A 14,730-nucleotide genomic window follows, 5' to 3' on the forward strand; every position below is an offset into this window, starting at 1 on the left:
GCTCATACCCTCCTATAAAGAAGACGCTGTAATTCTGGAAGTGGCGCGACAGGCATTGAACCAGACCTATCCTGCACAACACTATGATGTAGTTGTTATAGCAGACTCGCTGCAATCTGCTACGCTGGAGTTACTCCGCAAACTTCCCATTAAAGTAGTAGAGGTACATTTTGAAAGCAGTACAAAAGTAAAATCGCTCAACATGGCATTGTCGCAACTCGATGCTGCGAATTATGACTATGCCGTTATACTCGATGCCGACAACGTAATGGACCCGAAGTTTCTGGAACTGCAAAACTCACTGCTGGTAGCCCACCCGTTGAAAGCCGTGCAAGGCCAGCGCAAACCTAAAAATCAGAATAACAATTTAGCATTTCTCGATGGCGTAAGCGAAGCCATCAACAATCATATATACAGGCAAGGACATACTGCTGCAGGTTTGTCATCGTCTATCAGTGGGTCCGGTGTTGTGTTTGACTTTGCTTTGCTCAAAGACAAACTCAGCAAGATGACTTCTATTGGTGGATTTGATCGCGAACTGGAATTGCAATTATTGCTCGAAGGTATAAAAGTATATTACTTCCGCGATGCTTCGGTATATGATGAGAAGATCTCGCAAGCCAGCGCCTTTCAAAATCAACGGAAGCGTTGGATATCCAGCCAATATTTTTACCTGAAGAAATATTTCAAGCCCGGCATGGCTGCGTTCTTCAAAGGTGATTTTACATTCTTCAACAGCGCTGTGCTCCGAAATATACAGTTGCCACGACTTATCAATCTTGGTATGCTCACTGTATTAACTGGTATAGCCGTGCTGCTGCGAAATTACCTGGCACTGGGCGCTACACTGTGGGTAATTCTTTTTGTCATCAACACCACCGCTATACTCATTTCTATACCCCGTGAATTTTACTCACGAAAAATGCTCAAGGCTATCCTGGATCTGCCGGGTATTTTTGTTCGCATGTTCCTCCTGCTGTTCAGGCTGAGGAATGCCAACAAAAAATTTATCCATACGCCACACGGAGCAACTTCAGAATAGTTTATGAATGCATCCGCTTATCCTCTCGTTTCCATTGTCACCATTAATTTCAACCAGACACCTGTAACACGCGATCTGCTGCTGTCGCTCCGGAATATATCGTATCCTTCCATTGAAATTATAGTGGTCGATAACGGCTCACGCGATACTTCTGCACGATCACTCAAACAGGAATTTCCGGAGATAAACCTGATCGAGACGGGAAAGAATCTCGGGTTTGCCGGTGGCAATAACGTTGGCCTCGAACAAGCCAAGGGTGAATACCTTCTGCTAATCAACAACGATGTAGAAGTAGTACCCGGTTTCCTGGAACCATTGGTCGGTATATTTCAACAACAGCCAGAAGCAGGTATAGCTTCTCCGCGTATAGTATACTTCGATCGCAACGAACTTATTCAATATGCCGGTGCGGTTAAGATCAATCCATATACCGGCAGAGGTAAAAAATTAGGGCATCTCGAAACAGATACCAACCAGTATAATTGGGTACGCGAAACAGAGTTGGGCCATGGTGCCTGTCTGCTTACTTCGCGCAAAGTGCTGGAAGCTGTAGGCATGCTTCCCGAAGTATATTTCCTCTACTACGAAGAACACGACTGGACCGAACAGGTAAAGCGTGCAGGATATAAAGTTTACTATGTTGGTACATCGAAGGTATACCACAAAGAATCTATATCAGTTGGTAAGAACAATCCTATAAAAACGTATTACCTAGCGCGCAACCGCATACTATATTTGAAAAGAAACACAAAAGGACTAACACAGTTGTCGTCTATGCTTTTCTTTTTCCTGCTCGCAGTGCCAAAAGATATACTGAAATTGCTGTTGCGTATGGATTTTCCCAATCTAAAAAGTTATATTCAGGGGATTTCCTGGCATTTGAACCATTAAGCGTATGATGGACGAGATCAAAAAGAAGTTTCAAGAAATCAGGAAAGAGAATCCGCGTTCATCCGGCTTGGGCGTATTTATGCTGATGATCGGTCGATTGTTATCCATTCTGTCACGCTTGCTGGCAGCCAAGGTATATTTACGTAACTGTGTAAAGGTCGGTAAATTTGTTACCGTGCATGGCAAGCCACTGATCCAGGCCAATGGCACGATCATCATAGAAGATCGCGTTGCTATATGGTCTATATTTGAGCGCACCAAGTTACTGGTAAAGGCTACAGGAACACTGCGCATCGGTTATGGAAGTCGTGTAAACGGAACACATATAGCTGTAGCCGGAAATGTTACAATTGGTAAATTTGTACGGATAGCCCCCTATACATTAATACTCGATAGCGACTTTCACGATCTGGCCGATCACACCGCTGAAGGAAAGAAAGGAAACATTGTTATTGAAGATCATGTGTGGGTAGCATCGCGCGTTACAATCCTGAAGGGAGTTACTGTTGGAGAAGGCTCTGTTATAGCAGCCGGTGCCGTTGTTACAAAGGATGTTCCACCCTATAGCGTGGTCGCTGGTGTACCCGCCAAAGTAATCAAAAGAATTAAACCGCAACTGGTGGAAGAGGTTGCCGATTAAATTTTCATTTCTTGATTAAAGTGGCGTTATTGTTGATTAACTGGTATATTATCAAGTAGTTACTTTTCTTAAAAAACCCTCCTGCTTATGAGAATAGCTATTATACTACGGTATCTATTCCCCCCCTTTCTGCTCCTGTTACTGTTAAGTATAAATTTCCATGCCATCGCGCAATGTGGCTGTACATTTACTATACCTGCCGGTGCCGGAAGTGTAACCTTTAACGGGACAGCGCAAGGTGTAAAGCCCGGTGATGTGATCTGTATACAAGGCGGAGCACGCGAGCGTATCATCTTTCAAAACATTGTAGGCTCCGCTACCAATTATGTTACCATCAAGAACTGTAATGGTCAGGCACTCATCGGTGGCCCCAATGCCGGCAATGGTATATTGATCAACAGCTCGCGCTACTTTCACATTACCGGTACAGGCGATGCCAGTGTTGAATACGGCATCAAGATCGTAGAGACAAAATCTGGTACGCAAGGTATAGTAGCAACCTCGTTAAGCTCCGACATTGAGATCGATCACGTGGAAATCACAAAGACCGGTTTTGCCGGTATCATGGCCAAGACTGACCCGAGCTCCAACTGTGCTGATAAAACTCCGGAGCGTCCTAATTTTACCATGTATAATATTCACCTGCACAACAATTATCTGCATGATATAGGGGGTGAAGGATTTTATATAGGCAACAGCTTTTATAACGGCACAACGGTATACTGCGGAAGTACACAATATCCGCACGAAGTACGCGGAGTAAGAATACACGACAACCTGATTGTAAACTCCGGCTGGGAATCTATACAGGTAGGATCAGCCGTAGCCGATGTGGAAATATATAGTAACAAGATCTATAATTACGGAGCAGCTAATAACCCATCGCAGAATGGAGGTATACAGATGGGAGTTGGAACTACCGGTAAACTATATAATAATTTTGTAAAAGGAGGTTTTGGTCCCTGCCTGGTAATTCAGGGAATAGGGAATAACTATGTATTCAACAACATTGTAATCAACCCCGGAGCAGAAGCTATCAATGTCAATACACGCCCTACACCTTTAGCGACCGATATCGTGCCGAATGGCTATCTGGGCGGGGTATATATAATCAACAATACAATTGTCGGTGCATCAACGGCTGCTATCAAGGAGAATATAAATACAGCACCGGGTTGCGTACTTTTCAATAACCTGATCGTTGCCAGTACATCAAGCTGGAATCAACTCAAGACCTATACAGACTGGACTGTAGGTAATAATGTAGTTATACCTGTACTGGGCGATGCTAAATTTGTAAATCCAACCGTAGATGACTATCATCTTCAGTCCGGCTCTCCGGCTATCAATGCCGGACGAATAGTATCTACCTATGGAGTGACTTTCGACTTTGATAAACTGCTCCGACCGACAGGGGCCTCGTGGGATGCCGGAGCATTCGAGTTATCGGGAAACCAAAAGCCGGTAGTAACAGTAGGCGCCAACCAAACCCTGGTACTACCGGTAAACACAACAACGGTAATAGGCGCCGCCAGTGATGCTGATGGAACCATCGCATCATACGCATGGACTAAAACAAGTGGTCCCGCAGCTACCATGACCAATGCCAGCACACCCACGTTGCTGCTCACCAACCTGGTAGAAGGTATATATGTATTTCGTCTTACAGCTACCGATAACGCTGGTGAAACTGGTTATGCAGAAGTAACCATCACTGTACAGGCTGCTGCAGTAAATCAACCTCCTACAGTAAATGCAGGGGCTGATAAAACAATCACACTTCCCATCAGCACGACTACCATCAACGGTTCGGCTAGTGATACCGATGGAACGGTAACTACTTACTTATGGACTCAGGTAAGCGGACCAGTAACAGCAACACTTACTAACGCAGGCACGGCTATACTTACTGCGAGTGGCATGACTACAGCCGGCACGTATGTATTCAAGTTAACAGCAACGGATGATGATGGCGCTATAGGAAGTGATAATGTTTCGGTTGTTGTTCAACCCGCTGCCGTTAACAAAGCACCAACCGCTAATGCCGGTGCCGATAAAACATTAACACTCCCTACCAACAGTGTAAACCTGGTAGGCTCCGGAAGTGATCCCGATGGAACGATTGCTTCCTACGCATGGACAAAAGTAAGCGGACCTGCTGCAACTATCTCAGGTGCCGCTACTACTACACTTTCGCTTAGCAATCTTGTGGTAGGATCTTACGTTTTCAGATTAACGGTAACAGACAACCAGGGGGCTAGTGGTTTTGATGAGGTAACAGTAATCGTAAATGCTGCCAATCAACTTCCCATCGTAAATGCAGGGGCTGATAAAACGATCAAACTTCCTACAAACACTGTAACATTAACCGGTTCTGCATCCGATCCGGATGGAACGATTACAAGCTATGCCTGGACAAAAGTAAGCGGACCTGCGGGTACGCTCGCCAATCAAACTACAACCGTGTTAACGGTTACCAACATGGTGCAGGGAACGTATGTATTTCGTCTCACCGCTACTGATAATAACAGCGCGAGTGCGAGTGACGATGTAACGGTAATCGTTGAAGCTGCCAATATTCCACCAACAGCCAATGCAGGCTCAGATGTTACACTTACTTTACCAACGAACAGTGCTATACTTACCGGCTCAGGTACCGATACGGATGGAACGATCACAACATACTTGTGGGAAAAACTAAGCGGCCCTGCAGTTACACTCGGTGCTACCAATCAAACAACATTAAATCTTACCAATCTCGTACAGGGTACATATTCATTCCGGTTAACCGTTACTGATAACAATGGTGCGAAAGCAACAGACCTCGTAGCCGTTGTAGTATTACCGGCAACAGTTAATCAACCGCCAACGGTAAACGCAGGTGCCGATGTTATCATTACACTGCCAACCAATTCAGTCGTGCTAACCGGAACTGCTTCCGATAGTGACGGAAGTATATCTGCATACCTGTGGGAAATCATCGCGAGTCCTTCGGCTACTTTAAGCGGAACAGGCACGCCTACCCTTACCGTTACAAACATGGTGGAAGGAGTATATACTTTCCGCCTGACCGTAACCGATAACAAATCTGCTACTGCGAGTGATGAAGTAAAAGTTACTGTAACATCCATCAACCAGAACCCTGTGGTAAATGCCGGTACGGATCAAACACTGGTATTGCCTACAAACTTTACAACACTTACAGCAACTGCTTCAGATCCGGAAGATGGAACCGTGAACTCCTATTCATGGACACAACAATCCGGACCTTCTGTGGCTACGATCGGTGGTGGAGCTGCGGCTACCGCCAACATCTCCGGATTGATACAAGGTACTTATGTCTTCCGAGTAACCGTAACAGATACGGATGGCGGCTCCGCGTTTGATGATGTAAAAGTAATTGTACAGGCTGCCAGCAATGCAAGCCCTGTAGCCAATGCCGGAAATGATGTGACTATATATTTACCAACCAACACCGTTGTGCTCAACGGCTCGGGTGCGGATTCAGATGGAACGATCACTGATTACCTGTGGGAAAAAGTAAGTGGCGGCACGGCCAACTTTGCCAACCAGGATACCAAGACAGTAACCATCTCCGGTTTAAATATAGGTACCTATGTGTTCCGCCTTACGGTAACAGACAACGGTGGGGCTACGGGCATTGATGAAGTAACCGTGATTGTAAACCCCGCGTCCAGCAACCAGTCTCCTGTAGCGGATGCAGGTCCGAACATCACACTGTCTTTACCCGTGAACAGTACTAACCTGATCGGCTCCGGCACGGATCCTGACGGAACCATTGCCACATACTCATGGGTAAAAGTAAGTGGCCCTTCGGCATTCCTGATCAACGCCACTACACCTGTATTATCACTGACCGACTTAGTGGAAGGTGTATATGTATTCCGCTTAACCGTAACAGACGATGATGGTGCAACGGCTACTGATAACTGCCAGGTTATTGTTTTACCAGCGACAGTTAATCAGACTCCGACTGTTACTGCCGGTAACAACATCACCATAACATTACCGACAAACTCGGTTACACTCACCGCCTTTGCCAGTGATGCTGACGGAAGTATAGTAAGCTATACCTGGGCAAAACAGATTGGGCCTACCGCTACCCTAAGCGATGAAAGTGTAGCGACACTATTGATAACCGACATGGAAGAAGGCACCTATACCTTCCGCATTACGGTAGCCGATGATGCCGGTGCCACAGCTTTTGATGAAGTAAATATAACCGTGCTCCCAGCGGGATCGAATCAGCCTCCATTGGTAAATGCCGGTACCGACAAGACTTTATTTTTACCAACGAACGCTATCAATCTCACCGGAACCGCGAGTGATAATGATGGAAGTATAGTTACATACGAATGGACCAAGATACAAGGACCATCCGTTACGATGACCAACACAAACTCCCCTACGGTTATACTTACCAACCTGGTTGCCGGCCAGTATACCTTCCGCCTTACAGCAACAGACGATGATGGAGCAACTGCTTTTGATCAGGTCGATGTAGTCGTGTTCCCCGGTACAGTTAATCAACCACCTATCGCGAATGCCGGCACGAACCAATCCATCGTGTTGCCCAACTCTACGGCTACTATAAACGGCTCAGGCTTTGACCCTGATGGCTCGATCGTATCTTATACTTGGACGCAGGTTTTAGGAGCAAGTTCGGTGCTTGAAAATATTAACTCGCCTACACTTATTGTGAATAACCTCACTGAAGGTGTATATCGCTATCAACTGACCGTGGAAGATGATGATGGAGCAACGGGCTCCGACTTCGTTGATATTACCGTTGTAGCGGAAGGAACGAACCTCCCTCCTATAGCCAGTGCTGGGTTCGACCAGGTTATATACCTGCCTCAAACCACTACTACATTACAAGGCAGCGGTACAGATATAGATGGCACCATTCAGAATTATCTCTGGGAAAAGAAATCCGGAGGAACTGTTACGATGACTGGCCAGGCTACTACCAAGCTATCACTCTCCGCACTTACAACAGGTTCTTATCAATTTACACTGACTGTAACTGACAACGGTGGACTGACCAACTCAGACGAAGTAAATGTTTCGGTCTTGCCGGGCTCTATCAACAAGAATCCGATAGTCGATGCCGGTAAAGATATATTTCTGCGTGCCCCTGTTACTTCTGTTGTAATAACCGCTACAGCGTCCGATCCGGATGGTACGATCAACTCCTATAGCTGGACACAAGTGAGCGGCCCTGCTATATCTCCACCTTCAGGCACGGCTACCCCTATCATTACTATATCGAATCCTCCGGAAGGCACGTATGTCTTTAAGATCGATGTTACCGACAGTGGTGGTGCATCAGCATCCGATGAAGTTACCGTGGTGATTGCGCCACCCGGAGCGAATAAACCTCCCGTAGTAACAACCGGAACAACCCTGGTAATCTTTCAACCGGCTAATTCTACCATTATCAACGGTTCAGCCTTCGACCTGGACGGAGCTATTACATCACTCGACTGGACACAAGAGAGTGGTCCCTCAACGGCTACACTATCGGGCGCTAACAGTACTACACTGAGTGCAGGCTCGCTTGTATTAGGCTCCTATACTTTCCGCCTTACTGCCATCGACAATGAAAATGCCGAAGCTTTCTCGGAAATTGTAGTAGAAGTACGCGCAGAGAATTTACCGCCTACTGTATTTGCCGGCAACGATACTATACTTGTTCTTCCCAATAACTTTATTGCCGTTGAAGGTACCGGTAGCGATCCTGATGGTGTGATTACCTTGTTTACATGGGAGCAGATCGAGGGTGATCCTGCCAATGTAAATCTGGACAACACCCCGATCCTGGCTGTATCTGATCTTGTAGAAGGAATCTATACTTTCCGGCTTACGGTAACAGACAACGGTGGGGCTACTGCTTTTGACGAAGTTACCATTACCGTACAGGAAGATCCGGTAAACCCTATAGGAGCTGCTAAATTATTCTCACCCAACGGAGATCAGACAAATGACATCTGGATCGTAAAGAATATCACTATGATCGATAGTTGTCCGATCAAGATATTCAACCGCCTCGGAAAAAAAGTATTCGAGGCAGATGTATATGAGAACAACTGGGACGCTACGCTAAACGGACGCCCCCTGGAAGAGGGCGATTACTACTATGTTATTCAATGTAACAATCATAAAAAATACTCTGGTGCGATTCGATTAATACGTTGATCCCTTTTACATGAAAAGACCTCTACCATCTCTCCTCTCTCTGCTTAGTATATTACTCCTGGTGTGCCAGGCAGCCCATGCGCAAAATCCGCCTGTGTTCAGTCAGTTCTTTGCCAATCCGTATCAGTTCAATCCATCGTATGTAGCCAACAACGGATATGCTGAAGCAAACCTGTTTTACAGAAGACAATGGCTGGGTATCGATAACACACCTACTGTAGGTGCTTTGAATCTGCAGACCCCGGTGGGACGCAACGTATCGCTGGGACTTACGGCTTACTCTGACAAAACCATTTTACTTTCCACTACTTCGGTGATGGCTACCTTTGGTTATCGCATACGCTTTACACAAAATCATAATCTCAATTTCGGTTTGTCGGGTGGTGTAGGATTCAACTCGTTCGATTACTCTGCCTTGGAAGATACCAGCGATCCTGCATTGGCAAATGTTACGCAGAACAATACGTTTATCAACGGACAGTTCGGACTAAACTATCAGTTCAAGAACTTTAATATAGGCTTTGCCCTGCCCCGGCTCTTCGATTCAAAACCCAACAGCGTCAAGCAATTCAACGATGTAAAGACGAGTAAATTTGATAATCGTTTTGCTTCGGCATCCTATACATTCAATCTCGGCAGTGTAAAGGTTTCACCGTATGTAATATACCGGGCGCTTGACAAATCGCAGGATCAGTGGGAAGGTCTGCTGCATGTATCGATCAAAGATGTGATCTGGATTGGCGGATCTTACCGCGATGGCTACGGTGCCACTGGTTTCATCGGCTTAAACCTGAAAGGCTTATTACGGATAGGCTATGCGTACGAGCGACCTACGGGAGATATATCCGGAGTATCGGGCGGAACGCACGAGGTATATATGGGAGCGCGCCTGGGCAAGCGTAATCGCGAAGATGAGATCTTTGCCGAGAAACAGGAGCGCGACTCTGTAAAGGCCGCTAATGCACAAAAACAACCCGTTACAGCACCTGCTACGGATAAAGACACAACGGCCACGGCTACTGCTCAACCTGCCCGAGATAATAATCATAAAACTACCCGCAACAACGAGCAGGCTACACAACAACCTGCCGAGCAAACTCCGGCAACCGTAAAACAGGATACCCGTAAAGAAACCATAGCAGCACCACAAGAGCAGACTACAGCTCAACAGGAACCGGAAGAAAAGATAGAAGAAGAACATGCTGTAGGGCATTACCTGATACTGGGAGTATATCAACATCCTGAAAATGCCAAGAAGCAGTTGAGTACACTACGAGCGAAAGGATTAAATCCATCTATACTCTATCAATCGGAGAAGAACTATTATTATGTATATGTCTTCTACTCCACCAGCCGACAGGAAGTAATCGATCGCTGGAAAATGATCAGACGACAGAATCAATACTTCGGTGCCTGGATCTATACTGCTGTAGAAAAATAAAACTGTTTTTATCATCAGGAGCTGATCATAGATTCGTGAGAGTCATGATCAGTTCTTCCATTATTTCGTGAAGCTCTGCAGGCTTTAACGACTCTTCATTTTTTTACCTTTCGTAGAAGCTTTTCTACAATTTACTAACTCAAAATATGGCATGTTGGGGCACACAAAGGCCTTTTTAAATATTTTTTTTAGTACTTTTTTACTAAAAAAGCACTCATGTACCGTACTATAAAAAAAATTAAAAAAAAGCCTTTGCGGACTTCATTTTTACTATTTTTCACTTACATTTATAATCGAAAACGCGCGCAGCGTCTTCAAACTGTCTATAAAAGGTAATAAAATATTACATCGTATGGTTGGGCTTTTATCTGGATCCATGCACATGGGTTCCTCACCCTGTCTGCCTGTTCGGAAGTGTCGCGTGGCAACCTCCCCCGCCATTGATTTCTCTTTTTATACCGTCTTCACAGCTCCTCAAATTCAAATCCTCTCCCCCATAAAAATCTTTTCTCACACTAAACTCATATTCTATTCGAAACATTTTTAAAAACAAATCCTCTAACACTATGTCAATGTCTAAATGGCTTCTCAGTGGTCTGTTCAGCGTATGCTGTTCCGCCACGCTCTTAGCTCAAACCGTTTTATACGACAGCGGTTACAGCCTCAGGAATTATCAACTCAGTCACTATTATGATATGGTGAGCTGGGATGATAGTCAATACAAGGAATTTAATTACCGTGCACTAAATTCTTCTTCGGCTATTACTGAGTTCATGAACTGGAGAGCCATTTTTCCTCCCGGCTACCAGAAGAACGGATCTCAAAAATATCCGATGATCATCATGCTGCACGGTGCAGGTGAATCCGGAAGATCATGGCAGGGTGTATATACCTATGCTCCCAGTGATGTTCGTTATGATAACAATGGTCATAACCTGCTTCACGGAGGTCAGGAACACCGCGATGCTGTAAACAGAAATGCTTCTGATTCTCGCGCCTTCCCCGGTATAGTAATCTTCCCGCAGGTAAACCACAGCGGTGCCTGGGAAAGTGGCTGGGCCAATGGCGTTCTTACACAAAATGAAACCATGGCTGCAAAAGTTATTGACTATATGGTGAATAACTATAATGCAGATATCAACCGTATATATGTACACGGCCTTTCCAATGGTGCTAAAGGAACGTGGGACTTCGCTGCCAAAAGACCCGATCTGTTTGCTGCTATAGCACCTATGTCGGGTGTGGCAAGCAGTCCGGATGCCATGACGAATATTCTGGTAACTACACCTACCTGGCTTTTCCAGGGAGGATTAGATACCAATCCCAACCCTACATCTGCGCAGTCTCTCATTAACATGCTTATCAGCAAGGGTGGAACTCCACGCTATACGTTATATCCAAACACAGGACATGGCACATGGTATGCAGCATACGCTGAACCCGATTTCTTCTCCTGGTTACTGGCACAAGACAAACGCAAGATTTATGTATTTGGCGGCTCACCTGCATTTTGTATAGGTGAAACTGTAAAGCTGGGATTCTCTGCGGGCTTTACGCAATACCAATGGACATTAAACGGTGCTGATATAGCAGGTGCTACAGATCGTTATTACAACGCATCGGCTGTAGGTACTTATACTGTTAAGTTCAAGAGAAGTAATAATGTATGGTACGAATCTTTCCCTACTGATATAACTTCCAAACCGGCATCAACTTTCTCTCCGACTTTAACCAACACAGGATCGAAAGTACTTCCGATCGATATCAGCTCAAACAATGTAGTTGACCTCGTAGCACCTACCGGCTATACTGAATACTACTGGTTAAAAGACGGTGCACAAGTAGCTACTTCAACTTCGAACATACGCAATATATCTACCGGTGCAGGTAGTGCTGCTACCGCAGGCTCCTATACTGTCAGAGTAAAAGAAAGTACAGGCTGCTCCAGCTTGCCATCCAACGCTGTAGCTGTAGTATATACTTCTCCGCACGTTGGTCCTACTCCTCCGGTGCAGGCCAACCCGGTTGTCGTGTCAGCTACACAAACCAATATATCATGGTCTGATTCTCCTACCGAAGAATACTTTGAGATCTGGAGAAACAGACGTGCCGCTAACGGATATTCTTCAGAACCTTATAAAGTAGTAGGTATAGTAGGTCAGAATGTACTGGCATTTGCTGATGCAGGTCTGCGTCCGAATGCACAATACTTCTATCGCGTACGCGCTATAGGTGGTAACGATGGCCGTTTCTCCAATGAAAAACTGATCACCACACAAGAAGACACTACACCTCCATCAGCACCGAGCAACCTGGTTATCAGCAACCAGACAGGTATAGCAGCTACATTAACCTGGACTGCCTCTACGGATAATGACCAGGTAGCAAGCTATCAGATATTCCTGAACTCTGTGCAGGTAGGTACATCTACTACAACCACGTTTGGATTAACCAGCCTTACACCGGGTGCAAACTATACAGCAGAAGTAAAAGCTGTAGATGCACGCAACAACGTATCGGCTGCAGGCAGTGTAAACTTTACTACACCGAATGCCGGACTTTCCTATAAATACTGGGAATCTGAAACATCACTCTCCAGTCTGGCAGCGTTCGATTTCAACCAGGCTCCGGATGTTACCGGCATTGTAAACAACTTCGATATCAGTGTAAGACGTCAGGATGATCTCTTTGTATTCTCCTTTGAAGGATATATACAGATTGATGCAACGGGTACCTATACATTCTATACTTCATCGGATGATGGTAGCCGTCTGTACATCAACAACACGATGGTAGTGGATAACGATGGCTTGCATGGAACACAGGAACGCAGCGGTAACTATAACTTTGCGTCTACCGGCCGCTTCCCTATAAAAGTTACATTCTTTGAAAATGGTGGTGGTGAAGTACTCACCGTACAATATGATCCGCCAGGTAGTGGAGCAGGTAATGGCAAACAGACTATACCGAACAGTAAACTGTTCCTGAGCAGTGGTTCCGGTGCACGTATAGCAGCAACTGAATCTGTTTCCGTATACCCGAATCCGGTAGTGAACAACCTCTCTGTTGATCTTACCCAGTTCAAAACACAGACTATTACTATCTACGATCAGATTGGTAACCCGGTAAAAACGGTGCATGTGAATGGTGTTCAGGATATCAAGAACATTGAAGTTTCTGACTTGAAAGAAGGTGCGTATATCCTGGGCGTTGGCTCAAAAAGAGTACGATTTGTAAAGAAAAATTAACTACGGAAGACCCTCTCGTCCAACAAAACGCTGCCTGTTAAAAGGCAGCGTTTTTTATTTCACACGATTGATATATAGTAAAAATGCGCTTTCAAGACTATAACAAGTTTATAGTGTTACCAATAAAAATTAAAAAGTTACTTTTTTATTACCTGAGTTATATATCACTACATTTGTATGTCTATCAGGTAAAATGGTTTTAAATCTCTATGGCTCTATCTAGGTCGCTTTTAGCTGCGATAGTGTTTCTTATTGCAGCTACCTATCCCCCCGCTACTGCTCAAACTATTCACTACGACAGTGGATATACTATGCGCAACAATACCCTCGGCCACTATTACAAAATGGTGTCGTTCGGTAATGAGAACAAGATTCGCGAGTATACCTACTGGAAAGGTACGGGTACCAACGTGAGTGAGTTCCTGAATTTCAGGGTAATCTTTCCGACTAACTTTAACAAGAAGGATACTGTAACGAAGTATCCACTGATTCTTATGCTTCACGGAGCGGGTGAATCAGGCCGGGCATGGGAAGGTAATTTTACTTACTCGCCTTCCGATCCACAGTTTGATAACAACAGTACCAATACAGCGCACGCAGGGCCTTCGCACCTGGCGGCTGTTATGAAATCTCCCACATCGACAGGAGCTTTCAATGGTATAGTCATCTTTCCGCAGGTAAGCTATAGCGGAGCGTGGCAGAACGGTTGGGACGGTGGTAATGAGAGCGACAACATGCGCATGACGATCGGTATAGTAGAATACTTTATCGATCACTATAATGTTGATCGCGACCGTATCGCTGTACACGGACTCTCCAATGGAGCGAAAGGTACCTGGGATGCTGCCGCAAAAAGACCCGATCTCTTTGCCGCCATGCTTCCCATGTCGGGAGTAGGAAGCAACTCGGATATCATGAGTGATATACTGGTTACCATGCCGCTCTGGTTATTCCAGGGAGGTACCGATACCAATCCTAAACCACAGGCATCAAAAGATTTGATCGAGCTTATCAAGACTAAAGGAGGTTCCCCTATATATACTGTATATCCGACTCTCGGCCACGGCACATGGACCACGGCTTATGCTGAACCTAACTTCTTCCCATGGATACTCGCGCAGAATAAAAAGAACATTTTTGTTTTTGGCGGTGTAACCGAGCTCTGTCTCAACGGATCGATCAAGCTGGGTTTCTCCGATGGTTTCCTGGCTTATCAATGGACGTACAATGGTGCAGATATACCCGGTGC

General features: G+C 45.4%; 7 protein-coding genes. All 7 read left to right on the top strand.

Annotated features, from left to right (window positions below; all coding sequences use genetic code 11):
- A partial coding sequence (locus VIN08_RS27195) for a glycosyltransferase (protein ID WP_331972592.1) occupies positions 1 to 1,042 on the top strand: 1,042 nt, incomplete at its 5' end.
- Positions 1,043 to 1,045: 3 nt separating this feature from the next.
- Positions 1,046 to 1,933, top strand: a complete 888-nt coding sequence (locus VIN08_RS27200; RefSeq protein WP_331972595.1) for a glycosyltransferase family 2 protein — start codon at positions 1,046 to 1,048, stop codon at positions 1,931 to 1,933.
- 4 nt (positions 1,934 to 1,937) lie between these two features.
- Positions 1,938 to 2,573 (top strand): acyltransferase, encoded by a 636-nt coding sequence (locus VIN08_RS27205; protein ID WP_331972598.1) that lies wholly within the window; start codon positions 1,938 to 1,940, stop codon positions 2,571 to 2,573.
- A gap of 87 nt (positions 2,574 to 2,660) precedes the next feature.
- Positions 2,661 to 8,792: a PKD domain-containing protein gene (locus tag VIN08_RS27210; protein ID WP_331972601.1), complete on the top strand. Its 6,132-nt coding sequence runs from the start codon at positions 2,661 to 2,663 to the stop codon at positions 8,790 to 8,792.
- A gap of 10 nt (positions 8,793 to 8,802) precedes the next feature.
- The gene (locus VIN08_RS27215) at positions 8,803 to 10,233 is read left to right on the top strand and encodes a type IX secretion system membrane protein PorP/SprF (RefSeq protein ID WP_331972604.1); all 1,431 of its coding nucleotides are present in this window, start codon (positions 8,803 to 8,805) and stop codon (positions 10,231 to 10,233) included.
- A gap of 695 nt (positions 10,234 to 10,928) precedes the next feature.
- The gene (locus VIN08_RS27220) at positions 10,929 to 13,481 is read left to right on the top strand and encodes a PA14 domain-containing protein (protein WP_331972607.1); all 2,553 of its coding nucleotides are present in this window, start codon (positions 10,929 to 10,931) and stop codon (positions 13,479 to 13,481) included.
- A 311-nt stretch (positions 13,482 to 13,792) separates the two neighbouring features.
- A partial coding sequence (locus VIN08_RS27225; RefSeq protein WP_331972610.1) for a prolyl oligopeptidase family serine peptidase occupies positions 13,793 to 14,730 on the top strand: 938 nt, incomplete at its 3' end.

This window comes from Ohtaekwangia sp., assembly GCF_036568665.1.
Taxonomy (GTDB): Bacteria; Bacteroidota; Bacteroidia; order Cytophagales; family Cyclobacteriaceae; genus Ohtaekwangia.

Coding starts and splice junctions, on each gene's coding strand:
- VIN08_RS27220 (WP_331972607.1), top strand. CDS start 10,929: ATGGTGAGCTGGGATGATAGTCAATACAAGGAATTTAATTACCGTGCA.
- VIN08_RS27215 (WP_331972604.1), top strand. CDS start 8,803: ATGAAAAGACCTCTACCATCTCTCCTCTCTCTGCTTAGTATATTACTC.
- VIN08_RS27205 (WP_331972598.1), top strand. CDS start 1,938: ATGATGGACGAGATCAAAAAGAAGTTTCAAGAAATCAGGAAAGAGAAT.
- VIN08_RS27210 (WP_331972601.1), top strand. CDS start 2,661: ATGAGAATAGCTATTATACTACGGTATCTATTCCCCCCCTTTCTGCTC.
- VIN08_RS27200 (WP_331972595.1), top strand. CDS start 1,046: ATGAATGCATCCGCTTATCCTCTCGTTTCCATTGTCACCATTAATTTC.